We start from the raw sequence: 23,473 nt of genomic DNA on the forward strand, positions 1-23,473 counted from the left end.
GGTCACCTCTGAACAAGACGAAAATACTGTGTCTGCTGACCTGTAGCCTTAATATCCCCGAAATAAATGCTTGAGGAACTGTAGACCGGATAAATATTTCCTTCTTTTGAACCGAGCTCGAGGAAGCGGCCCGCCTGAAGAAGGGACACAGCTTCGGTTACGCCATTTGCATTTACAATGTAGATTTCCGCGGATTGTCCGGTCTCGTTACGGATAAACAGATTCACATTCCGATTATTGAACTTCGAATACATATTACGGGGAAATGAGACTGGCACGGAAGCGCTGTATCCTTGGAAACTCGTTCTGTCCCGCGACACGTTGCGGGGTTCATCAGTGCCCAGCACAAGGACTTTCGCCTTATTCCAGAGCTCAGAGTCAGAGCCGTTTTCACCGGAGGGATCAGCAGGTGTCGGCTCTTCCGGCGAACCGTTATCAACTACCGTCACGGTACCATCGGCAGCTTCCGGATTCTCCGGCTGATCGCCGGAAGGAGGCACAACGACAACCGGCTCTTCCGGGACAGGGGCTTCCACAGGAAGAGGAGCCGCACCGGCAGCCAGGAGAAGTTCCACAATCCGGTCCCCCTGGGCATTATCGGGAGCCAGTTCTATTGGTCTGAGATTATCATAATTCACGGGATCAGGCGCCGCGCCGTAGCGGAGGAGGATCTCCACGGTCGCAACCGATCCGGTCCGGGAAGCGATATGCAGAGCCGTGTTTCCTTTCTTATCTACAGCATTCACAACCGCCCCGGAACGAATGAGCAGGGCTGATAAATCTGAGTAATTTTTTGAAGAAGTCAGCATCAGAGCCGTTACACCGTCAGCTTCTGTTGCATTGGGATTGGCGCCGCTATCGAGAAGTAAGCTCAGAACGGCTTCATTGCCGCTCTGTGCAGCCTGTAGAAGGAGGGGATGCAGCGGATCTCTCGAAGAGCGGACCGAAGCTCCGTACCGGAGAAGCAGATTTCCCATAGAGGAGAAACCCGAGGATCTCGCAGAATCTTTTTTCAGTACAAGATAGAGCATGTTTGTTCCGTCATGACTATTAATATCGGGATTGGAGCCATTGGAGAGCAGGAACTGAACCATAGGCTCATCGCCGTTTTCCACAGCATAAAAAAGCGGTGTTTTTCCATACATATCCCGGATATCGGGATCGATATTATAGTTGAGAAGAAGACCTGCCATTTCCACATTCTTCCTTTCAACGGCTATATGAAGAAGAGATTTTCTGGATATCAGGAATACATCTGTATCGGCTCCCCACCGGAGGAGGAGTTCAGCTCGTCTCACATCCAGTTTTTCGACAGCCTGAACAATAGGCAGCTTGTTTTTAATCGACGGGGTATTGGGATCGGCTCCGGAAGCCAGAAGCAGTTCTACAGTGGCCGCGCCGTCAGCCGGATTTATTTTTTCATTCAACGCGTAAAACAAGGGAGCGCCGAGAGTTGAACTGGGCTGATTGACAAGAAAGGCCGCTCCACCGGCCAGATAGGTTTCCACCAGCTGCCAGGCTCCGGCTCCCGCTGCTATATGAAGCGCTGTTTCGTTACTGGAATGAAGAGAAAGAGCCACATCTGTTCCCTTGTCCAGAAGCATGGAAGCCAGAACCGCCTGCCTGTTCTGTTTCAGCAGGTGGAGCGGTGTTCCGTTATTTTTATCGACGGCACGGGCATCGGCCCCTTTATCCAGAAGAAAAGACAGGGCTTCCGGCCCGGCAGCTGAAATGCTGTAAAACAATGCCGACCGTCCATCGTCATCGGTTCCTTCGATCGGGACGCCCAGCTTAAGGAGAATATCCATGAGAGACACATTCCCCTTTGAAGCTGCCAGCATCAACGTGGAAACGCTCCTGCGCCCCCGTGTCCGCATATCGCCACCGTATCTGATAAGAATGTCTATCATATCGCGCCGATCGGAGCCGGCCGCCAGAATCGCCGCCGTATTGCCGTCTGCGTTTTTCATATTGGCATCAGCCCCCGCTTGCAGCAGCACGTCCAGACTATCCGCCCTTCCGTATTGCACCGCTATATGAATCAGGGCATTGCCATCTTTATCGATTGTATCGGGATCACCGCCGTCGGCGAGGAATTTGCGGATCTCCTCTATATCTCCTTTTCTGACCGCTCGGACCTCTGCGGAAGCACAGGATCCGATAAGAACAAGGATTGTCAGACCCAGAATCAGTAAACTCAGCTTTTTCATAAAGACTCCCTTCAGATAATGCTAGTACCTATAATTTAAACCCCTTCAGTCAATCTATCCAATCAGCATAGAAGATGTGAGGAGATTTAAGATGATTTTCCGGAAAAAACCCGACGGAAAGCAGAACGTGGCTTCCCGGCGGGATCTGAATTATTAATTAAACAGCTTCGTCGGCGATCTCCAGATGAGAGATCAACCAGTTAGTCGTTTTTGCATAGGCGACAGGCATATACAGCCCGAGGGTAATAAGCGATAAAAGAGTCTGCCCGAGGAACAGGGAGAAACCTTCAACTGTTGCACCGGTGAATCTTACTTTACGTGTTTTTCCGGAAAGGGTATCGGACAGAACCGTGCGTTCTGCAATGTAGGCGAATATCTTAACTTCGGCCGCAAAGAGATAAAGACCCATTGTTATCATGCCGAGAAGAATCTGTCCGAAAATGAAAAACATGGCCCGCGGGGTGGATACAGTCAGCTTGATATCGTCATTGCCGAAGCTGTAATCCATCATCCATTTATATTCCAGTACGACCAGAAGAGAAGAGATGAGAAAAACTCCGACGAAGTAAACCACCCCCGCCAGAACCAAAGCTCCGGAATTCCCCTTGATAGCAGAAATATAAAGAGGCGTAACGATGGCGATTACCACGACTAATGGGAGAAAAAAGCCGACCAGCATATAAACAAAAAGCTTTCCCCCTTTACCATTGAAAGCGATAGTCTTTTCAGGATAGGAAGAGTTATCGGCTACAAACCGGTTATATTCAGCCGAATACCAGGGAGAGTAGATTCCCAGAGTTATGGCTGAAAGCAATATTCCCTTCAAATTCATTTTCATATAACCGCCGAAGGTTCCGGAAAAATCAAAAGGTTTTCCATCAAGGGATACCGCGGGAATAAATGAAGAGAGATACTGATACTGCAATGCGACAGATGCAATAAACAAAAGAATGAACATAAGGGCATAACCTGCCCATATCTCATGAAAAGCCATCTGAAAAAGACCGAAAATACACACGAGATAAGAAAGGAGATAAACAATCGCTTTCTTGAAAAGCTCCTTGCCATCTATACGGCACACAAATTTTTCTATCATACAACAAGCCTCCGAAATTATAGATTTAAACTATAAAACGACAAGAGGCAATTGAGAAGGGGTCTTTTCCGAAAGAATGATTTTTATAATGAGAATTAATCACCCGGAAAAGAAAAGCGATGATCTTGATAAATCAAGGATGCATCTTGTTATTGAGAGATCCTGTTTCAAATAAGTCCGTAGCTTTTCATAAGGAAGATTCCCAACCCCAGGGTCAAAACAGACCCGAGAGTCGTCAGAACAATGATTCCTGCGGCAAGATCGCTGTCACTCCCCATCGCTTTGGCCATTACATAGCTTGAGACGGCCGACGGCGAACCGAGCATGATAAATATAACTCCGAGAGACTCTCCGCGGATGCCGGCTGCCAGGAGAATGATCACCACCAGAACCGGATAGAAAACCAGTTTTATCAGTGCTGAAGCTAAGGCTTTGGAAAACTTCTCACTGAAAGTGGAGAAATTCAAAGATCCTCCGACACCTATCAGAGCCAGAGGAAGAGTCAGATTGGATAGATAGCCGGTAAAAGTCTCGAAGACTTTCCCTGTATCGATAGAGAGGAGTGAAAAAGGAAGGGAAACAATAACGGCTATGATAAGAGGATTGGTCACTATAGCTTTCAAAATCATCTTAATGGTTCCGGCGTTCTCTTTCTGAAGGGGAATGACCAGCGCCATAACAGCGTAAATATTGTAAAGAGGGAAAATCAGCACAAGAGATATGGCCGTTCTTGCGGCGCCTGAATCCCCGAATACATTAATAATGATCGCCAGCCCGACGATGGCGATATTGCTCCGGAAAGCTCCCTGAACAAAAGCGCCCCTTTCCGCTCCGTTTTTAATAAAGAAACCGGAAAGAAAAAATATCAGAAAAAAACCGCCGCTGACCAGAAAAAAGATTGTATAGATCTCCTTCCCGTTCAGAAGGCTCAGAAAATCAACTCTGCTTATTTTACTGAAAATGAGAGCCGGCAGAGCTACTTTGAAAACCAGCTTGGAAGAGACGTTTATAAACCCCTCGTCAATAAGCGCCAGTCTCCGGAGAACGAGACCTGTGAGGATAAGGAGAAATACCGGTAAAACAGCATTGACGGAAAATAGGAAACTGCTCAATGACCGTACTTCTTTCGGAGCTTTTCAAAATTCTTACCGAATATCTCATCGACTTTGTCTCCGAGATAATCGCTGACTTCGGCAATATAGAAATCGTGAATGATAAAGCCCTCGATCGACTTGATCAAACCTTTGTTTCTGGTCCAGACGGCCTGACAGGGTACGACTCCGCCCAGGCTGCCCGTAATACAGACTGATGAATCAATAACAAGATCGAGAGAACGCCCGACTTCATTGATATCTTCGAGATTCTCCGTACTGTGATAGTAGACATCGGCAAAATCCGGCTTGCCTTCTCCGTAGAGGAGAATATGAATTTTCACTCCCCTCTTTTCGGCTTTCTTAAAGGCTTTGTCCAGATACTCCAGCTCATGATCCCAGAGGCCGACAAATATATTGGTCTCGGCTTCGCCGATCAGTTGTTCCGCCATTTCCAGAGCTTCGGTCCGTCCCGATAGGTTCCAGACAGGATCGAAGTCGGCAGTGAATTTAATGGAATCGAGCTGCTGCTTCAGCTCCGATGTGAGTTTTGAATTATCGCGCCTGAGACGGGAGATAAGCTCTTCCGGCGATATGGGGGAAAACAGCTCGGGATTGGTGCCTTTGGATGTGACGTATCCTTTCTTAATAAGCCTTCTGGTTATATCGTATACCCGGGAATGGGGAACGCCGGAGTTTTTTGACACATTATAGGCACTGAGAGGGTGATCATTGATAAGGGCCATATAGACTTTTCCCTCGTATTCCGTAAATCCGAGATCCTTTAAATTCGAAAGTATAGTTTCCAAAGTCTTATCACTCATTTTTATCCAACCTGTAGGGAAGAGCATCTTCCAGTTTTATCATTTCATCTGTCAGCTGCCTGATCTTCTTTCTCAGTACGAATATGCAGCTGGTTATTTCATTTCTTCCTCTGACAATATCTTCGGCAAAGGCATGGCAGGTGGGTGCTCCGCAGGAACCGCAGTCTATACCGGGCAGATTTTTCTCAATCAGTTCAAGCCTCTGAAGCATCATCATGGCTTTCTCGTAATCATCATCGAGCTTCATGAAGTTGCAAGAAGTCAATTCTTCGGTCCATCGGATATCTTTCATGGGACCGCATTCTTCGCACACCACCCCTTCTTTCCTGTCCCATCTCTCCAGTATAATCGATTTGGCCACGTAGGGATTGACCAGAGTCATGGGGCCGCCGACGCAACCGCCGGGACAGGCCATAAGCTCTATAAACCGGAACTGATCGATTTTACCGTTTTCCAGTTCCTCGAGAAGGGCGATGACATTGGAAATGCCGTCTACCGAGATGACACCTTCCGTCGCCAGAGCTCTCGCCTCGCCGTCGATACGGCCCCATCCGATCCCCGCTCCTGAAGCCATAGCCAGTTTTTCCGTTTCCATATCCGAAGCAATAAGCCGCTGCAGACTGACCTGAATATCCTTGATTCCGATGACAGCGTCGACTGCGGATTTCTCTTTTCTGTGGGGATCGCGGATCTCCGAGTATTTGGCAGCACAGGGAGATATGAAAAAGACACCGACTTTACCCTTATCCGAACCGGCACGGTTTCTCGCAATCTGTGCAGCCAGCTCCATGGGAGAGATAAAAGGGATGATATGATCGATCAATGAGGGAAAGCGAACCTGGACAAGACGGACGACCGCGGGGCATGAGGAAGAAATAAAAGGTCCGCGCCCTTCGTTCCTGCTGAGAAATTCATTTGTTCGCTTGGTTATGATTTCCGCTGCGGAGGCCACTTCGAAGACATCATCGAAGCCGAGATACTTCAATCCCGTAAGAATCCTGTCCGTGCTGATATGGCTGTCGGCAATCCCGTAAAGAGAAGGCGCGGGGATGGCTATTTTATAATCGTAATCATCTATGACCGATAGAGGATCAGAGATGGCGATTTTGGCATTTGACTGACAGACCCTGATGCACTCTCCGCAGTCGAGACAGCGATCCGAGATAATCTGGGCTTTGCCGTTCTGAACCCGTATGGCTTCGGTCGGGCACCGCTTTATACAATTCGTACAGCCAATGCATTTATCAACTATGAGCTGAACCGATTGCTTATACATATCACATTTCCTGTTATTTCAATTTGACGACGATCGTAACAGTTGTGCCTTTTCCCACTTCACTTTCGATCGTCAAACCATCGGAGTTTTTCTGAATATTGGGCAGCCCCATTCCGGCACCGAAGCCCAATTCTCTCGCTTTGTCGGAAGCCGTTGAATAACCGGCTTCCATAGCTTTATCAATATCGGGAATACCGGGACCTTCATCCTTCAGAATGATGGTGATGACTTCCGGAGTAATGGTAACGTCGACAACTCCCCCGCCGGCGTGGATAACCATATTGATTTCCGCCTCGTACATAACGATGGCAGTTTTTCTAACTATTAAAGCGGGAAGCCCCAGCTGGTTCAGCTTCTTCTTGATCGCCCCCGAAGCGCTGCCGGCCATGGAGTAATCCTCACCGCAAACATCAAAGTGAAATTCCATAAATAATAAATCCCAAGTAATCCGATCGGTACTGCTCCGCAGTCCACAATAAGATACTATACAATAGCTCAATGAGCAATGAATTATCCTTCCAAATATGGGGGATTAGCACCCGGCACTTTAGCAACAATAAAGATATTTAAGTATTATTTCAGATTTTTGGATTGCTATTGTTGACCATTTTTTTTCAATAAATCATAATGTTTTTCAATTCCGGAAGGTTTTTAGACGGATTTTTGTCCAAATATCGGCTTTGTTTCTTCCAATAGAAAGAAAATAGAGCGAAAAAAACACAACCCTCTGAAAAACACCGGGAAATTTTGTAGAAAGAGACAGGATTGTATATGAATTACTTCAATACCCTTTCACTGCGTGAAAAAATCAGCCAGCTCGGAACCTGCCGGTTTATGAGCCGGGACGAGTTCAACGGAGCGGACAAGCTCAAAGGAAAGAAAATCGTTATAATCGGATGCGGAGCCCAGGGTCTGAACCAGGGACTGAACATGCGGGACAGCGGACTGGATATTTCCTATGCGCTCAGAGAAGGGGCTATCAGGGAAAAGAGACAGTCCTGGAAAAACGCGACGGAAAACGGTTTTACAGTCGGGACATATGATCAACTTATTCCCGATGCGGACCTCGTCCTGAACCTGACTCCCGACAAACAGCACAGCGCTGTCGTCAGCGCCGTCATGCCTTTAATGAAGAAAAATTCCGCCCTTGCCTACTCCCACGGTTTCAATATTATTGAGGAGGGTATGCAGGTCCGTGAAGATATCACTGTGATCATGGTCGCCCCCAAGTCTCCCGGATCCGAGGTCCGTGAAGAATACAAAAGAGGATTCGGTGTCCCGACCCTCATAGCGGTCCACCCTGAAAATGACCCCCGGGGAGAAGGTCTCGAAATGGCCAAAGCCTATGCATCAGCAACGGGAGGCGACAGAGCCGGAGTGCTTCAGTCATCCTTTACGGCAGAAGTAAAATCAGACCTGATGGGTGAGCAGACCATCCTCTGCGGAATGCTGCAGGCGGGCTCGCTTCTCTGTTTCGATAAAATGGCCGCCGAAGGAATCGATACAGCTTATGCGGCCAAACTGATACAGTTCGGCTGGGAAACCGTTACGGAAGCCCTGAAACACGGCGGAATCACCAACATGATGAACAGGCTTTCCAACCCGGCCAAGATAAAGGCCAATCAACTGGCAGATGAGCTGAAAGATATTCTCAGACCCCTCTACTACAAACATATGGACGATATCATAAGCGGCGAATTCTCCCGCGTTATGATGGAAGACTGGGCCAATGACGATAAAAACCTTCTGACATGGCGTGAAGAAACCGGAGAAACAGCTTTCGAAAAGCAGGATGCCGGTACCATGGAAATAAAAGAACAGGAATACTTCGACAACGGCGTCCTTATGATTGCCATGATCAAATGCGGTGTCGAACTGGCTTTCGATGCCATGACAGATTCGGGAATAAAAGAAGAGTCAGCGTACTACGAGTCGCTTCACGAAGTGCCCCTCATTGCCAACCTGATCAGCCGGAAGAAACTCTATGAGATGAACAAAGTCATTTCCGACACAGCGGAGTACGGCTGTTATCTCTTTGCCAATCAGGCGATTCCCATGCTGACCGACTTCATGAAAGGGGTTAAAACCGATGTTATCGGAAAGCCCTACTCGCCTGAAGACTCTTCAGTCGACAACGTCGAACTGATAAAAGTGAACGAAAGCATTCAGAATCACGGCGTCGAAAAGATCGGAAAAACTCTCCGCTCCTACATGACGGCAATGAAAGCCATAATTTAATTTCACTTTGAATCTCCTTCTTCCAGGAGGCTGTTTACGGACAGCCTCTTTTTTATTTAAACATGAGTTCCATCGTCAGTTCACCGAGTCTGGCAACGGCATAGCTGATGCTCCTGCTGTAGCAACCGGCGTCAAGGCGAATGAATCTTCTGAAAAGATTATTCTGGGAAAACAGACCTCCGGGAACGATGGCGATGTTCTCATTAATGGCTTTTTCATATAAATCGAGTCCCGACACATTACCGGGCAATTCCACCCAGAGAGTATAACCGCCTTTGGGATCGGTCATCTTCGTACCCTGCGGGAAAAATTTTCTGACATCCTCTCTCAGCATCTTCATTCTTTCTCCGACTTCGCTCCGGAGCTTTCTGAGCTGTTTGTAATAGCCTCCTGATTGCAAATAGTTCGACAAAAGAAGCTGGGATATGGTCGAAGTGCATATGTTGGATCCTATTTTATGCTGAATGATAGCATCCTTGAATTTTCCGGGAACGATATATCCCACTCTCAATCCGGGAGAGACTGTTTTGGAAAAAGACGAGCAGAGAACCGTATTGCCGCTTTTATCATAAGTGCGGCAGGTGGAGGGGCGGGTCCCCTCGAAATAGAGATCGCCGTAGACATCATCTTCGAGAAGCGGAATTCCCGCAGTCTTCAATATATCTGTCAGCCTCCGTTTGTTTTTGTCCGGAATCACGCTCCCTGTGGGATTATTGAAATTGCTTATCACCAGACATGCCTTTACTTCATTGTGTTCAATTCCGTATTCGAGAATGTCAAGAGAGATTCCGTCATCGGGATCTGAAGGGATCTCCAGTATTTTCAGTCCCAGATTTTTAAAAGTAAGGACCAGATTGGAATATATGGGAGACTGTACCGCGATGGTATCTCCGGGACTTGTTATTGCACTGAGCGCGAGAAACAGAGCTTCTTCACATCCGGAGGTGATCAGAATGTCATTAGCTGTCAGCGTCAGACCGCTGTCCAGCAGCTTTTTGGCTATGACATTCCTCAATTCCGGCATGCCTTCCGGAGGAGCATACATGAGACTCTGCTTCTTCTGATTTTCCGTCATGGAGGATATAAGCGAACTGAAATCCTGAAGAGGAAGGAGCGAAGGAGAGGCAGTCGCCATTCCCAGAGGGACATACCGGCTGTCCATGACTTCTTCCAGGATCCTCTGAAACATGAAGTTGCCGGTGATTTCCAGCGTATTGGGTCTGAAGGAATGTGCCGGATCGGGGATCTGCAGCTTCCTGACATCTATGTCTTTGACAAAATACCCTCGATGGGGACGCCCCTCCACAAGCTGCCTGCTCTCAAGTATGGCATAGGCTTCTTTTATCGTATTGATACTGACCTTTAAATTCTCGCTCATTTTTCGTATGGAGGGAATTCTCGAACCGGTTTCATACATTCCCTGAAGAATGAGAGATTCAATATCATCGGCTACTTTCTGATATAGAGGCTGCTTCTTTTTCTCATCATGTGAACTCATTATAGACAGAATAGCACAGTTTTGAGTCCTTTTGGGTACAGTTTTTTCATTTTTAAAGGACACAGAACAACTTATTGTGCACTGTGCCCATGAACTTTATAAACTTCTGGGGCTTTCTTTCTCGACAATAGGATATTAGCATTAATTCATATACCGGGAAATGGTAGGAAATTCTTATGACAGAACAAATCAAGGGGATCAGAAACCTCATCGGCAACACCCCTCTTCTTGAAATCTCTTTTCTCTACAGAGGCGGGAAAAGAAGACTTTACGCTAAAGCGGAAAACTACAACCTTACAGGAAGTATCAAGGACCGTATGGCTCTTCATATTCTGAGAAAAGCCTATGAGAACGGTTCCATAAAACCGGGAGACAGAATCATCGAAGCGACAAGCGGCAATACGGGAATCGCTTTTTCGGCGATCGGTCGGTATCTTGGCCATCCTGTTACGATTTTCATGCCCGATTGGATGAGCAGGGAAAGAATCAATCTGATAAAGAGCTTCGGAGCCGATATCATCCTGGTTTCAAAAGAGCAGGGAGGATTCCTCGGAAGCATAAGAATGGCTGACGAACTGGCGGAAAAAGAAGGCGGTTCTTTCAGGCCCCAGCAGTTTGATAACAGTGACAACACAGAAGCCCATTACATTGGAACAGGTCCGGAGATCCAGATGCAGCTTGAAGATTCAGGCCTTCTCCCCGATGCGTTTATTGCCGGAGTCGGTACCGGCGGAACTGTTATGGGCACTGGAAAGTTCCTGAGAGAGAGGAATCCCTCGATTAGAATACATCCACTGGAACCTGCCAATTCACCGACTCTGTCCACAGGATACAAAACCGGCGCACACAGGATTCAGGGCATATCTGATGAGTTCATTCCCTCCATAGTCGATCTGGCCTCGCTCGACGAAATCCTTTCCGTCGACGATGGCGACGCCATTATTATGGCCCAGAAACTCGCGCACCTCGGCCTGGGCATCGGGATTTCATCGGGTGCGAACTTCATCGGCTCGGTCATCGCCCAGGACAGGCTGGGCGGGGACAGTACGGTCGTGACTGTATTCTCCGACGACAACAAGAAGTATCTTACGACAGATCTTTCGCGGGTTGAGCCTGTCAAAAAGGGATATATATCCACGGAAATAGAACTTCTGTCAGTTCGAACCCTGAGCAGAATCTGCACGTTGTGCGGAAAAGAGTCAGAGGAATCAGCCGTCTGATGGTAAAGGTTTCCCGTACTAATTCTAAAAATGGCAAAGGAGATTTATATAAATGGCAAACAAAATAACCATTGATTTCAAAAATGGATTTAACGGCATATCCAGAAATGGAACCGGAAACAAACTAGAAGTGGCAGAGGACAAGTGGCTCCCCTATGAACTCCTTTTTACTGCACTCGCTTCATGCATGTATTCTACTTTTCTCGATGTAATCGAAAAAAAGAAACTTGAATACGAAGAAGTGTCCATAACGATCGACGGAGAAAAAAGAGAAGAAATCCCGGCTTTTTTAAAAAAGGCCGAAATCGTTTTTACTGTTACGGGGGCTGCACAAAATGATGAAAAAATCAAAGCCAGATTTGAAAAATCACTTCAACTGGCAGAAAAATACTGTTCGATCTACAACACACTGACAAAAGTGGCTCAGCTGCAGTCGGTCATATTATTCAAGTAACTAAATATCGGAGGACAATATGAATTGGGTAACAATTATTCCCTGGCTTGTAATTTTTGCAGCCTTGCTCGTAATTACAGGGATCCTGGAAAAAGGTACGAACCTGACATTCTCTACAAGGGTTTTCATAGCCATGATACTCGGCATGATACTGGGACTGGCCCTTCACTTCTGGGGTCACGAAGAAAACACAGCCGAAGTGAGAAAATGGTTTTCACTTATCGGTTACGGTTATGTGGATCTATTGCGGATGCTGATCATCCCGCTTGTTCCGACAAGCATTATCGTCGGCCTGATGAACCTGAAAAGCCAGAATGAGCTGAAGCAGATGGGCGGACGAACCATCGGGATGTTTCTGACAACGGCGACAATCGCCAGTATTCTCGGCCTGGTTCTCGCTTCAGTAATGAAAATCGGAAAGGGCATCTCCACGGAGGGGCTTCAAGCTCGCGAACCCGAAAGAATCGTTGACGTCATTACCCAGCTGAGAGGATTCATTCCTTCCAACCCGGTCAGTTCCGCCGCCAATACGGACATGATTCCGCTGGTGGTCTTTTCCCTGTTCATCGGAATCGCCGCCGTCATAGCCATCGGCGAGAAACCGGAATCTGTCGAGCCCTTTAAGAATTTCATGAATTCCCTTCTGACCATTGTCATTAATGTCGCTCATCTGGTAATCCGGCTGACACCCTACGGTGTAATCGGTCTTATGGCTTACTGGATGTCTTATACGGGCATAGCCGCGATCTCCCATCTGGGTCTTTTTGTAATCGGAATCGCTCTGGCCTGCGTTATTCATATCGTCATCGTTTACGGAGGAATTCTATATGCCACGTCCAGGGTCAATGTAGTCAAATTCATCAAGGCCGCTTCTCCGGCCATGATTCTGGCCTTCACATCCCGGTCAAGTATGGGAACTCTTACCCTGACAGTCAGCACGATGATCAACCGGCTGAAAGTGAATTCCAAAGTAGCCAACTTCGTCGGTCCAATCGGGGCTGTTATGAATATGGATGCCTGCGGGGGTATTTACCCGGCCATGGTTTCCATATTCGCAGCCAACGCCTTTGGCATAGAGCTGACGGTCATTCAGTATCTGACGATAATAATCGTCTCTATTGTGGCCAGCATCGGCAGCGCCGGCGTTCCCATGGGAGCGACAGCTTTTACAGTCATAACGCTCACGACTGTCGGTCTGCCGGTTGAAGCCATCGGTCTGGTTGCCGGAGTCGACTTTATCGTTGATATGTTCCGGACGGCTACCAATGTGACCGGAGACATGATGACTTCTGTCGTCGTCGCCAACAAGCTGGGAGAATTTGACAGAGACGCTTTCAATTCTCAGGACTTCAGTGAAAAATCTGCTGTTGAGACAGCATAAGCCAGGAGGGAAAAATGAAAAGAAATCCGCTACTGCTTTTAATAGGCATGATAGTTGTAATCATCTCAATGTCATTCGTAATTATATACCAGATTGCCAATGCCCCGCCGCCGCCGATGGGATCCGACAGGGAGGGTGGTATCATTTTCGGAGCCCCGGCAACGGAGCAATCCTCATCGATTTCCAATTCGGAGTTCGTTCCGGCTGCGGAAAAACCATCGGGCAGCGACAGCTCATGTGATTGATATGACATGAAATCACAATAATTAGTTTTTAATTTTTGCCAAGTATAAAAGGAGACAGTTTATGAAAATGCAAAAACGGTTCGTCAGGGTTCTTGTTCTTTTTCTCGGGCTCTTGATTTCAGGAGGGGCTCTGTGGGCCGGTGGACAGCAGGCGGAAGAATCTCAGGCTGAAGCCGGATCGGAAATGAAAATGGAAGCGCCGGTCGATAAGGGTGGAATCAACGATACTTATGAGTTTTTCAACAGCAATGAGTATGCCCACCTCAACGATCCAAACCCGGTCTACAAGACAATGACTTATGACCAGATGATCAAACTCTTTGAAAGCGAAGGCACCTATATGGTTCTCTTCGGCGGATCGTGGTGCGGCAATACACAGGCTGTCATCGGGCAGATCAACGATGTGGCAAAGGAATACGGTGTAAAAACGATCTATAACTTCGACTGGAGGATAGATGGAAAGAGCGGCGCAGCCCATTTAAGAGATAACAACAACGAATTCAGACACCTCTACGTAGACATGGTTAATACTTATCTTCCCAATATCGTCACCATAGCCGATAGAGAGAAAAGCGGTATCCGCTATACGAACGAAGCGGGCGAAGAAGCTCTGGCCAACAAAATGTATGTCCCGTTTCTGATGGTTTACAACAAGGACAACAAAGACGCCAACGGCAATCCCGCTCCCATCGTGGCCCAATACGAGGAAATGTTTGTATGGGAAGACGATTTTCAGACCGATGGAAAAGACGACGAGGAAAAAATCGAAGCCTACCGCCGGACCATACGTCCTCTCTTCGATTACATCTCCAAAGACGGCGTGGCCCAGCTCGACTACATGACTGACTTCGACTACTTCTCCACAGCATACAATGCCAAGGCCGGCACAACGATTCTCGATGAATCGGACAAGCCCTGGGTAATCGAAACCGCTTCCTATGTTGAGACGACAAGAATACTGGACAGCGAAGGAACCTACGTTTTCATATTCGGTGGTCCCTGGTGCGGAAACACACGGGCCGTCATAAAGTACGTCAACGAATACGCGAAGAAATACAATATAGACACGGTCTATAACTACGATACCAGATTTGACAACAGCAAATACAATCTCCGTGACTCGAACAACCCCTTTGCCTACCTCTATGTGGATATGGTCAGGAAATACTTCCCCGGCATTATTACAGAGACACCGCTTGAGAAAGGAATCAGATACACCAATGAGGCCGGTGAAGAAATCGTTGCCAACAAATTGTGGGTTCCCTACGTTTTCGTCTACAACAAAGACAACAAGGACGCCTCAGGCAATCCCGATCCTATCCTCGGACAGATAGAGCTCATGTACACATGGGATAACATCCAGCCCGATTATGTCGATGAAAACGGCGTAAAAGGAGCGAATTACAAGACTTACACAGAGGCTCTTGACGCTCTGTTCTCTCTTGTAAAATAAAATCAGTCGCCAGGCTTAACATTGAGGTTTTCATACCTTCCCGGATCCGGGTCGGTATGAAAATCTTTTTTTTTATTCGAATGAGATTAATTGTGGTGTATAGTTTTAGCATAATCCGAGGAGACTTAAATGAGAAAAAAACTAACTATATATCTGTTGATTATGCTGCTGATTCCTGCGGTTTTTCTTCAGGCGAAAGGGACGTCGGAAGGGATTATTCCCGACGATCCCGACATAATCAAAGGCGTTCTGGATAACGGACTGTCTTATTACATCCTTGAAAATGACTACCCTGAAGACCGGGCCATATTGCGGCTGGCGGTCAAAGCCGGGTCGGTACTGGAAGATGAAGACCAGCGCGGCCTGGCCCATTTTGTGGAACATATGGCCTTCAACGGCACCGACGAGTATTCCAAAAATGATCTTATCGCCTACCTTCAGTCTCTGGGCCTGGAGTTCGGCCCGGATATAAACGCCCATACCTCATTCGATGAGACCGTTTACAAACTGCAGGTCCGCACGGATGTGGAGGAACAGCTGCTGACCGGACTGGACGTTCTCAATCAGTGGGCATTCCATCTCACCTTCGATCCGGTCGAAATCGAAAAAGAAAGAGGCGTCATTCTCGAAGAATGGAGACTGGGACGGGGCGCCCGTGCCAGAATGCTCGATAAAGCCTTCCCCGTTCTCTTTAAAGACTCACGCTATGGAGAGAGGCTTCCCATAGGCCTGACCGATGTTATCGAAGGCTGTTCCCATGAGAGCCTTACCCGCTTTTACCGCGACTGGTACCGTCCGGATATGATGGCTGTAATTGCTGTAGGGGATTTTGACGGCAGAAAGATAGAAGAGGTTATTAAACAGACCTTTTCTCCCTATACGAATCCGGAGATCAGCCGGGAAAGAGATGAATTCAATGTCCCGGGGCACAGCGAAACACTATTCTCCATAGAAAGCGATCCCGAAGCCACATCATCAATGATTGAAGTTCTGACAAAATACAAACAGGAACAGATGCGCATCCCATCGGATTACCGGGGCAAAACGGCCGAAATGCTGTTCTTCAATATGCTCAACAGCAGGCTGGACGAATTGGCCCGCAGTGAGAATCCCCCCTTCATCCAGAGCTTCGCATATACGACTTCTTATGCCAGAGCGACTGATTTCAGCTCAATAGGAGCCCAGACGGCTGACGGGAAGCTGGAAAAGGGCCTTTCAGCCGTTCTCAGCGAAGCGGAACGTGCACGCCGTTACGGTTTTACTCAGGGAGAACTGGACAGAGCGAAAAAAGAACTGGCCAGCCGCATTGAGCGTTACTACAGCGAAAGGGACAATCTTGAATCGGTCTATTTTGCCGAAGACATGGTACAGGCTTTTATGAACGGTCTCCCTTTGCCGGGCATTGAAACCGAAGTTGACCTTTACAACCGCTATCTCCCCTCTATTACCATGGAGGATATAGATGGGTTGGCGGAAGAACTTCTCAGCAGAGAAAACAGAGTTGTTATGGTCACAGCTCCCGCAAGAGAGGGGCTGGAACTTCCTGATGAGGAATCGCTGACAGAAATTTTCACAAAGGTGAGAAACAGCGAGATATCTCCCTATGAGGATAACTTCAGCAGCCGCGATCTACTTTCTTCGATCCCCGCCGGAACACCGGTGATAAACAGGGAGTTTTACAAAGATACGGGGATCACTCAGTGGACCCTGGAAAATGGTATCAAAATAGTATTGAAGCCGACGGATTTCAAGAAGGATGAAATTCTTTTTACCGGATACAGCCGGGGGGGAACTTCAAAAGCAGAAGATGAAAATTATCTCTCGGCTCTTTTTGCCTCTTCGCTTCCTTCGATCAACGGAATCGGAGATTTTAATGCTGTCGAGCTGGAAAAGCAGCTGGCCGGCAAACAGGCAGGAGTCTCTCCCTATTTCAGCGACTTAAAGGAAGGTTTCAGCGGTTCAGCCCGTCCCGCCGATCTGGAGACAATGTTCCAGCTACTTTACCTGACAGCAACAGCACCCCGTTACGACGAGAGCGCATGGACCCCTTTCATAGGTCGCGTAGCCGACTCTCTTGCCAACAGGGATTCCGATCCGCGGCAGCGCTACTCTGATCTCATAACCTCGACCATGGCTTCGGATCATTTCCGCACCAGACCCCTTACGGCCGAACGACTGACAGAAGTGAGCCAGAGCGATGCATTGGAATTCTACAAAGACAGATTCTCAGATTTCAGCGATTTCACATTCTTTTTTACCGGTAACTTTACCCTCGAAGACATTGAACCTCTGATTTCTACATATCTGGGGGCGCTTCCCTCTACCGGTAGAGAGGAGAGCTGGGAAGACAGGAATATCCGTTATGCCGAAGGCAAAATATCCGAATCCCTGGCAGCGGGTATCGAACCTGTCAGCATGGTGTCCCTCATATATTCCGGAGATTTTGACTGGAATAGAGAGGAACTCTACAAGACTTTGTCTCTGGAATCCTATCTACAGACTCAGCTGACAAGAGTTGTCCGGGAAGAAGCCAGCGGCGTATACGGCATAGGCATACGATTCTCACCGGCCAGATACCCCGTAGAGGACTACAGCTTCCGCTTCACTTTCAGCTGTGATCCCGAAAGAACAGAAGAACTGAAAAACATGGTTATAGGGGAAATAAATAAGTTGATGGAAGGAGATGTGGACGACCAGATAGTTCATGATGTGATGGAAGCTCAGCTCGTTTCTTACGGAGAATCCCTTCAGAAGAACAGCTGGTGGCTTTCCCAGATGGAAAATGTCTGGTATTACGGTTACAACAGAGACACGATAATCAATAAGGAAGAAATGTACGGTTCACTGACTACCGGCGATATTTCCGGTGCCGCATCAAAATACCTCTCCGGAAAAAACCTTATGGAAATCATTCTCTACCCTGCCCAATAGACTTTACTGTAGATTAATTTTAAACTTTTTCAGGGGAATCCGCCTAAGGCGGCTTCCCCCTTTTTTTATAGCAGGTATATAATGGATTCCATGAACAGCTACCCGATCTGGTTTTACGAATCAAAGGATTTTAAAGCGCAACTTATTGAAAAAAACAAAGGGATTCTCGTATTTTATCCCGATGGGCGGGTGACAACTCAGGCGGCTAAAGCCTTCTTCGAATTTCTTAAAAAGTACAAGGACAAACAGGAAAAGGGGAATCTTATCCTGGTTGTCGACAACAGCCGGATATCTTCCATCGATATGAAAGCCAGAATTTATGTCGTCGATACCATAGGCAAAGATTCCTTTATCGACATTGCCGTCAGTTTCGGCGACAACCTTATCTTTTCAGCAGTTGTAAAGATCTTCACTTCCGTAATGAGCAAAGCGAAAATCCATAACAAGGTCTTTAAAACAGAAAAGGAAGCCCTGGAATGGGCTTCCCTCTATGTTTGATTAAAAAATCTCAAATATTTATTACGCCGGAACCAGTACCGACCAGAGTATACCGGCGGCAATGGCAGACCCGATGACTCCCGCTACGTTGGGAGCCATGGCATGCATGAGCAGATGATTGTTCGGATCTTCACTCTGTCCGACTGTCTGGACAACCCGGGCAGAGTCAGGTACAGCGGAAACTCCGGCAGCTCCGACCAGCGGATTAATCTTTTCTTTCAGGAAAAGATTCATAAACTTGGCAAAAAGCACCCCGCCGGCTGTGGCTATGGCGAATGAAAATGCTCCCAAACCGAAAATCATCAGAGACTGGGGAGTCAGAAAACCTTTGTTAACCATAACTCCCCCCTCTTCAACCATTCTGACTGCCTGGGTACTGGCCCCGACAGAAAAGCCCAGAAGGATTGTAACGATATCAATCATCGATGTTCTGGCCGTTTCAGCCAGGCGCTCGGTCACAAAGCTCTCTTTAAGAAGGTTTCCGAAGAAGAGCATTCCAAGCAGAGTCAATGAACCGGGTACGATAAGAGCCGTTACAATAAAGCCGATAATGGGGAAGAAAATCTTTTCTCTTTTTGAAACAATCCTGGGAGGAGTCATTCTTATGAGCCGTTCCTTTTTTGTTGTCAGCAGCTTCATGATCGGCGGCTGGATAACCGGAACAAGGGCCATGTAGGAATAAGCGGCGATGGCAATAGCCCCGAGAAGATGGGGAGCCAGTTTTGACGAAAGGAAAATGGATGTAGGACCGTCCGCTCCTCCGATGATACCGATAGCACCGGCTTCAGCTCCGGAGAATCCGAGAAACATAGCTCCGGCGATAGTCAGAAAGATACCGATCTGCGCCGCTCCCCCGAGAAGAATAAGCTTGGGGTTTGAAAGCATGTAGGAAAAATCCGTCATGGCGCCGATCCCGAGGAATATAAGAGGAGGGAAAACACCCTGGCTGACGCCGAAGTAGATATAGCTCAGGACAGAACCCTGATCGTATACCCCGACAGCCATTCCGGCCGCGAAAGGTATATTACCTGCAATGATACCGAAACCGATAGGAAGTAGAAGGAGTGGTTCAAAGTGTTTGGCAATGGCAAGAGTGATGAAAGTGATTCCGATCAGAATCATAATCACGTTGCCCGGGGACATCTGAAAAAAACCAGTCGAAGATAAAAAGCTCTTAAACATTTCCATAATTTATAACTCCCTTATCCGACTTTCTGCTTTTTTTTGTAGATGGCAGCGGCAATGGCGGCAACAGCAGCACCGTCGTCGGCGCTTCTGCGGGTTCCGCTGTTCGGTTCGATATGTTTTTCCGGAATAATCTTATCCAGAACAACCAGAAACACGGGTAACAGCTTGATTATCGCAGCGATAACGACAAGCGCCAGGAATACGATACTCATACCCGCGATAGACAGACTGTAGCCATCATTCAAAGCGATGTTCTGCAGTCCCTTCTCAAAAAAATTCATGTACACACCTTCTTTATTTTAACTGACGGAATCATTATTCCAGCAATTTGTTGAATATGTCAACAAACCGTCTTTCCAAAATCATCCATCAGATATTTTTCCTGTCTATTTCGCTTGGGGAATCGATGGAACCAGTGTACGCGGCAGGACGAAACCGGCCGGCAGATCTCTTTCCAGAGAAGCGGGAAGCCATTCCTGATTTCTTCCGAAAGGCCCGATCTTCCCTCTCACTATCAGATTCCCGTCTTTAATCCACATGTCGCAGGAATAGATTTTCGCCGGCTCGGGATCCATGATTTTACCACGGCTCCACCTGCGGCCCCGGTCTTCCATTTCCCAGATAAAATCGAGCCCTGAATAATAAGGCTCGCCGGCGACATTAACCGCTTTTTCCACGGGATTCATAATGGAATCAAGCATCTTTCCCTGTTCATCGAAGGTCGCCAGGATTCTGCCGTAAACCAGTCCGTCCCTCTCATAAATAAGAGATATTGACTTGGGCAGGCCTGTGTTGTCATCAACGCTTTTCCACAAACCCGTAATGGGTTCCGCTGCAAATAGAATCATTCCCGCCAGCAGAAAAAAAGTTAATAAAACAGCCTTTTTCATTATCGTACTCCTCATCAATAGTTAAAGATATCTTTGAGTTTTAATTCCGTAACTTCACCATAATTGCGAAGGGAATTAAAATCAATCTCCTTACGGTTCCCAATGACAAGGACTGTGAATTTTTTACCTTTTATATTATTGGAAAAGAAGTCCTTCACCTCGTCAAAGGTCATTTTTTTAATCCGGTTGTATATATCCTCGCGATAATCCCGGTGGATGCCCATATCGTTGTTTTCCAGATAGGTCCAGAACAGATCATTGTTGAGAATTCTTTCTGTTTCCAGATTTTTCAAAATGGACTCGCGGGCGGCTTCAAAGGAAATTTCCGCGTCGGGAATATCATTCATCAAACCGAACATGGCACTCAGAGCCTCTTCCAGCTTATGAACCTGGGTTCCGATAAAAGCGTGTATATAGTGGGACTTGTCTCTTCGTCCCGGAGTGGTGTATGCCGAATAGGCGGAATAGGCCAATCCCCGGGCTTCCCGTATTTCCTGGAAGACAATGGAGTTCATGCCGCTGCCGTAAAATTCATTGAAGACATAGGCCATGGCCATAAGTTCTTCCTGAAACTGCTTCTGTTTGGAAATGAGCAGGACCTCAGCCTGAGCCATATCGTAATCGACAAAGTAAACTCTGTTTCTGTCCGATTCCTGTTCCGCATACACTTTTTCGGCCGGATTGGGTTCGGGAAGATTCTTGATTCTATGACGCTGCTCCACGATAGTCTCAATATTCCGGCACGACCGGGGTCCGTAATAAAAAACGCTGTGTTTAAAACGATACAGTTCGCGAATCAGGGAAGTGAGCTCATCGGGAGAAATAGATGAAAGCTCCCGTGCGGAGAGAATATCCGTAAAGGGAGAATCCTTGCCGTAACGCCCCCAGGCGTACATGGCTCCGTTGAGAATGGTCCTTTTGCTGAGCTTGGCATCACGCCTTTTCTGAAGAATCCCTTTTATGAATTTCTTATAGGACTTTTTATCGGCTTTGGCTTTGGAGAGCAGATGCTCCAGAAGATCGATCCCCTTGTCGAAATAGCGGTCCCGGCCATAGAGGTAAATATAAGTCCGGCTGGAATCGGTATTGATTCCCATTTCCAGTCCCAGCCGGAAGCACTCCTGCTGAAGACTCGAAGGAGAATAAAGCGATGTCCCGATATAATTGAGATATGACGCAGCCAGCGCCAGTTTTTTACTGTGATTTCTTCCGATTTCGAAAATGTACTGGAATTCAAAAAGATCGTTGCTCTGGTTTCCGATGCAGTTGATTGTCAATCCCTGGATTGTCTTTCTCCGTACTATGGCTTCTTCGAAATTGACAAACTCCGGTTTGAGCCTTCTCGTCTTTTCCTGCTTGATTTTTGAAAAGTATTCCGATTCTATGCCATGGCGAATTTTCAAAGGGGAAAACTCAGGCTTTTCCATCAGCTCCGACGCTTTCCCCTTCCCTTTTTTCTTCTGAATCAGGATAAAATTGTCGCTGAACCGGGATTTGACGAAATTGACGAGGTTTTCCTTGGTTACAGCGCGGATCTTTTCAATTTTATTCAGGTAATCATCCCATGAAGTCCCGCTGATAAAAGCATCGGCATAGGAGTCGACGACCATATTGGACTCCAGATCCTGGGTTCTTGAAATCTCAAAGTAATTGGCCACCGAATCGATCATCCAGTCTTCGAAATCTCCCTGTCTCAACGTTTCTATCTGCTCGAGCAGCAGGACGGCTACATGGTCGAGAGACTGGTTGTGCCGGGGAAGGCCGTACATGATAAACCAGCTGTAATCGCGGCACGATAAATAGGATGTCCCCGCTTCCAGCAGTTTCTGATTCTGTACGAGCTTCAGGTCGAAAAGTCCGGCCTGGCTGTTATTGAGCATCATATCAATCAAAGTGAGATAAAGATCATCCTCGGAACCGGCACCGTCGAATCTGAATCCGACAGTGGAGAATGCGGCGTCGGGACCGTATGTCGATTTGCGGACAGGCCCTTTCAGCGGTTCCTCCACCACCGGTTCATGCACCGGCAGCTCTCCGGCCGGAATATCTCCCCAGATTCTGTCGATTTCTCTTATGGAAGCTTCAATATCAAGATCGCCGGAAAGAGCGATGGCCATATTGGAAGGAATGTACCATTGCTTATAGTATTCTTTCAGCTTTTTCAGGGAAGGACGGCGAAGGTGTTCACCTGTTCCCAGTATGGTGCGGCTGCCGTAGGGATGGTTGGGAAACAAAGAAGACATGAGCAGATTGCTGACCTTCTGAAAATCATCATCCTGTTCCTGGTTGAACTCTTCGTAGACGACTTCCAGTTCCGTAGGGAAAAAGCGGAAAACGGGATTGAAAAAACGCTCCTTTTCAATTGTCAGCCACCGCTCGAGTTCCCCGGCGGGGATATCGTTATTGTATACCGTTTCCTCAAATCCTGTATGGGCGTTGGTATAGCGGGCTCCGATATGGGTAAAGATCCTGTCCAGTTCTCCGGGCAGAGCCAGCGAAGAAAGCTGAACCGATAAATCGTCGATCTTCTTAAGCAGATCTTTCCGCTCCTGTTCGCCCGGGGCAGCACAATATTCTTCGTAAAGGTCTTCCAGATCCTGCAGAAGAACTCTTTCCTTCTCCCAATCCAGAGCTCCGATGGAAGGAGTGCCTTTAAACATCATATGTTCCAGATAATGAGCCATTCCTGTCGAATCAGCGGGATCGTTGACAGATCCCGTCCTGACTATGATTCTGGACTTGATACGGGGCTTTTCCAGGTTCGTGCTGATAAAGACTTTAAGACCGTTTTTCAAAGTGTAGATTCTTAAGCCGAAAGGATCGCCTGCCGCATGTTCAAAGAGGTATCCCGCACTATCGGAATCTTTTAATAATTTATATGTCATCTGGTCAAAACCTGCACCGTGTCAAAAATGAATACAAGCCATCATTATACAGAAAAAAAACAAGTAAATACATGAAAATTCCTGAAATATCAAAA

19 protein-coding genes are annotated in these 23,473 nt (G+C 47.3%); 7 read left to right on the forward strand and 12 right to left on the reverse strand.

Annotated elements, in window-relative coordinates:
* Positions 1 to 2: 2 nt before the first annotated feature.
* The 6 genes from HNR50_RS20495 to HNR50_RS20520 form a co-directional block, all read right to left on the reverse strand.
* Entirely contained in the window at positions 3 to 2,210 is a 2,208-nt protein-coding gene (locus HNR50_RS20495) for an ankyrin repeat domain-containing protein (RefSeq protein ID WP_184748677.1), read from the reverse strand.
* Between the two features lie 157 nt (positions 2,211 to 2,367).
* Complete coding sequence (locus HNR50_RS20500) at positions 2,368 to 3,306, reverse strand: DUF898 family protein (RefSeq protein WP_184748678.1); 939 nt, start codon at positions 3,304 to 3,306, stop codon at positions 2,368 to 2,370.
* 167 nt (positions 3,307 to 3,473) lie between these two features.
* Entirely contained in the window at positions 3,474 to 4,418 is a 945-nt protein-coding gene (locus tag HNR50_RS20505; RefSeq protein ID WP_184748679.1) for an AEC family transporter, read from the reverse strand.
* Positions 4,415 to 5,221, reverse strand: coding sequence for a TrmB family transcriptional regulator (locus HNR50_RS20510; protein WP_184748680.1), 807 nt, complete (start codon positions 5,219 to 5,221; stop codon positions 4,415 to 4,417). Before HNR50_RS20510 ends, HNR50_RS20505 begins: the two co-directional genes overlap by 4 nt.
* Positions 5,214 to 6,497, reverse strand: a complete 1,284-nt coding sequence (locus HNR50_RS20515) for a [Fe-Fe] hydrogenase large subunit C-terminal domain-containing protein (protein WP_184748681.1) — start codon at positions 6,495 to 6,497, stop codon at positions 5,214 to 5,216. Before HNR50_RS20515 ends, HNR50_RS20510 begins: the two co-directional genes overlap by 8 nt.
* Positions 6,498 to 6,510: 13 nt before the next feature.
* The gene (locus HNR50_RS20520) at positions 6,511 to 6,924 is read right to left on the reverse strand and encodes an ATP-binding protein (RefSeq protein ID WP_184748682.1); all 414 of its coding nucleotides are present in this window, start codon (positions 6,922 to 6,924) and stop codon (positions 6,511 to 6,513) included.
* Positions 6,925 to 7,268: 344 nt separating this feature from the next.
* Here HNR50_RS20520 and ilvC point away from each other — a divergent pair, with 344 nt between their 5' ends.
* On the forward strand, positions 7,269 to 8,735 hold the full coding sequence (gene ilvC / locus HNR50_RS20525) for a ketol-acid reductoisomerase (protein ID WP_184748683.1): 1,467 nt from the start codon (positions 7,269 to 7,271) through the stop codon (positions 8,733 to 8,735).
* A 52-nt stretch (positions 8,736 to 8,787) separates the two neighbouring features.
* On the opposite strand, the gene HNR50_RS20530 is transcribed toward ilvC, so the two are convergent.
* A complete protein-coding gene (locus HNR50_RS20530; protein ID WP_184748684.1) occupies positions 8,788 to 10,233 on the reverse strand; it encodes an aminotransferase-like domain-containing protein in 1,446 nt (481 codons plus the stop codon).
* 176 nt (positions 10,234 to 10,409) lie between these two features.
* Here HNR50_RS20530 and HNR50_RS20535 point away from each other — a divergent pair, with 176 nt between their 5' ends.
* Genes HNR50_RS20535 through HNR50_RS20545 form a run of 3 tightly spaced genes read left to right on the forward strand, consistent with a single transcriptional unit; the run spans position 10,410 to position 13,288 of the window.
* Complete coding sequence (locus tag HNR50_RS20535) at positions 10,410 to 11,453, forward strand: PLP-dependent cysteine synthase family protein (RefSeq protein ID WP_184748685.1); 1,044 nt, start codon at positions 10,410 to 10,412, stop codon at positions 11,451 to 11,453.
* Positions 11,454 to 11,505: 52 nt separating this feature from the next.
* Positions 11,506 to 11,907, forward strand: coding sequence for an OsmC family protein (locus HNR50_RS20540; RefSeq protein ID WP_184748686.1), 402 nt, complete (start codon positions 11,506 to 11,508; stop codon positions 11,905 to 11,907).
* A 19-nt stretch (positions 11,908 to 11,926) separates the two neighbouring features.
* A complete protein-coding gene (locus tag HNR50_RS20545) occupies positions 11,927 to 13,288 on the forward strand; it encodes a dicarboxylate/amino acid:cation symporter (protein WP_184748687.1) in 1,362 nt (453 codons plus the stop codon).
* Here the strand turns inward: HNR50_RS20545 and HNR50_RS20550 are convergent.
* Entirely contained in the window at positions 13,257 to 13,541 is a 285-nt protein-coding gene (locus HNR50_RS20550; protein ID WP_184748688.1) for a hypothetical protein, read from the reverse strand. The genes HNR50_RS20545 and HNR50_RS20550 overlap by 32 nt on opposite strands.
* A 53-nt stretch (positions 13,542 to 13,594) precedes the next feature.
* On the opposite strand from HNR50_RS20550, the gene HNR50_RS20555 reads away from it, so the two are divergent.
* The 3 genes from HNR50_RS20555 to HNR50_RS20565 all read left to right on the forward strand — a co-directional run bounded on the left by HNR50_RS20555 (position 13,595) and on the right by HNR50_RS20565 (position 18,415).
* Positions 13,595 to 14,986, forward strand: coding sequence for a hypothetical protein (locus tag HNR50_RS20555; RefSeq protein WP_184748689.1), 1,392 nt, complete (start codon positions 13,595 to 13,597; stop codon positions 14,984 to 14,986).
* 129 nt (positions 14,987 to 15,115) lie between these two features.
* Positions 15,116 to 17,917 (forward strand): M16 family metallopeptidase, encoded by a 2,802-nt coding sequence (locus tag HNR50_RS20560; protein ID WP_184748690.1) that lies wholly within the window; start codon positions 15,116 to 15,118, stop codon positions 17,915 to 17,917.
* Between the two features lie 90 nt (positions 17,918 to 18,007).
* The gene (locus HNR50_RS20565; RefSeq protein ID WP_184748691.1) at positions 18,008 to 18,415 is read left to right on the forward strand and encodes a DUF7793 family protein; all 408 of its coding nucleotides are present in this window, start codon (positions 18,008 to 18,010) and stop codon (positions 18,413 to 18,415) included.
* A gap of 21 nt (positions 18,416 to 18,436) precedes the next feature.
* Here the strand turns inward: HNR50_RS20565 and HNR50_RS20570 are convergent, their stop codons facing one another.
* The 4 genes from HNR50_RS20570 to HNR50_RS20585 all read right to left on the reverse strand — a co-directional run bounded on the left by HNR50_RS20570 (position 18,437) and on the right by HNR50_RS20585 (position 23,378).
* The gene (locus HNR50_RS20570; protein WP_184748692.1) at positions 18,437 to 19,603 is read right to left on the reverse strand and encodes a sodium ion-translocating decarboxylase subunit beta; all 1,167 of its coding nucleotides are present in this window, start codon (positions 19,601 to 19,603) and stop codon (positions 18,437 to 18,439) included.
* 14 nt (positions 19,604 to 19,617) lie between these two features.
* The gene (locus HNR50_RS20575) at positions 19,618 to 19,884 is read right to left on the reverse strand and encodes an OadG family protein (RefSeq protein WP_184748693.1); all 267 of its coding nucleotides are present in this window, start codon (positions 19,882 to 19,884) and stop codon (positions 19,618 to 19,620) included.
* Between the two features lie 105 nt (positions 19,885 to 19,989).
* Positions 19,990 to 20,493: a DUF2147 domain-containing protein gene (locus tag HNR50_RS20580; protein ID WP_184748694.1), complete on the reverse strand. Its 504-nt coding sequence runs from the start codon at positions 20,491 to 20,493 to the stop codon at positions 19,990 to 19,992.
* Positions 20,494 to 20,507: 14 nt separating this feature from the next.
* Positions 20,508 to 23,378, reverse strand: coding sequence for a M16 family metallopeptidase (locus tag HNR50_RS20585; RefSeq protein ID WP_184748695.1), 2,871 nt, complete (start codon positions 23,376 to 23,378; stop codon positions 20,508 to 20,510).
* Positions 23,379 to 23,473 lie beyond the last annotated feature (95 nt).

It is taken from the genome of Spirochaeta isovalerica, assembly GCF_014207565.1.
Taxonomy (GTDB): Bacteria; Spirochaetota; Spirochaetia; order DSM-2461; family DSM-2461; genus Spirochaeta_F; species Spirochaeta_F isovalerica.

Bases quoted from the DNA above. Each gene is read 5' to 3' on its own strand.
- HNR50_RS20495 (WP_184748677.1), bottom strand. From the start codon at position 2,210: ATGAAAAAGCTGAGTTTACTGATTCTGGGTCTGACAATCCTTGTTCTT.
- HNR50_RS20500 (WP_184748678.1), bottom strand. From the start codon at position 3,306: ATGATAGAAAAATTTGTGTGCCGTATAGATGGCAAGGAGCTTTTCAAG.
- HNR50_RS20510 (WP_184748680.1), bottom strand. From the start codon at position 5,221: ATGAGTGATAAGACTTTGGAAACTATACTTTCGAATTTAAAGGATCTC.
- HNR50_RS20515 (WP_184748681.1), bottom strand. From the start codon at position 6,497: ATGTATAAGCAATCGGTTCAGCTCATAGTTGATAAATGCATTGGCTGT.
- HNR50_RS20520 (WP_184748682.1), bottom strand. From the start codon at position 6,924: ATGGAATTTCACTTTGATGTTTGCGGTGAGGATTACTCCATGGCCGGC.
- ilvC (WP_184748683.1), top strand. From the start codon at position 7,269: ATGAATTACTTCAATACCCTTTCACTGCGTGAAAAAATCAGCCAGCTC.
- HNR50_RS20530 (WP_184748684.1), bottom strand. From the start codon at position 10,233: ATGAGTTCACATGATGAGAAAAAGAAGCAGCCTCTATATCAGAAAGTA.
- HNR50_RS20535 (WP_184748685.1), top strand. From the start codon at position 10,410: ATGACAGAACAAATCAAGGGGATCAGAAACCTCATCGGCAACACCCCT.
- HNR50_RS20540 (WP_184748686.1), top strand. From the start codon at position 11,506: ATGGCAAACAAAATAACCATTGATTTCAAAAATGGATTTAACGGCATA.
- HNR50_RS20545 (WP_184748687.1), top strand. From the start codon at position 11,927: ATGAATTGGGTAACAATTATTCCCTGGCTTGTAATTTTTGCAGCCTTG.
- HNR50_RS20550 (WP_184748688.1), bottom strand. From the start codon at position 13,541: ATGTCATATCAATCACATGAGCTGTCGCTGCCCGATGGTTTTTCCGCA.
- HNR50_RS20555 (WP_184748689.1), top strand. From the start codon at position 13,595: ATGAAAATGCAAAAACGGTTCGTCAGGGTTCTTGTTCTTTTTCTCGGG.
- HNR50_RS20560 (WP_184748690.1), top strand. From the start codon at position 15,116: ATGAGAAAAAAACTAACTATATATCTGTTGATTATGCTGCTGATTCCT.
- HNR50_RS20565 (WP_184748691.1), top strand. From the start codon at position 18,008: ATGAACAGCTACCCGATCTGGTTTTACGAATCAAAGGATTTTAAAGCG.
- HNR50_RS20570 (WP_184748692.1), bottom strand. From the start codon at position 19,603: ATGGAAATGTTTAAGAGCTTTTTATCTTCGACTGGTTTTTTTCAGATG.
- HNR50_RS20575 (WP_184748693.1), bottom strand. From the start codon at position 19,884: ATGAATTTTTTTGAGAAGGGACTGCAGAACATCGCTTTGAATGATGGC.
- HNR50_RS20580 (WP_184748694.1), bottom strand. From the start codon at position 20,493: ATGAAAAAGGCTGTTTTATTAACTTTTTTTCTGCTGGCGGGAATGATT.
- HNR50_RS20585 (WP_184748695.1), bottom strand. From the start codon at position 23,378: ATGACATATAAATTATTAAAAGATTCCGATAGTGCGGGATACCTCTTT.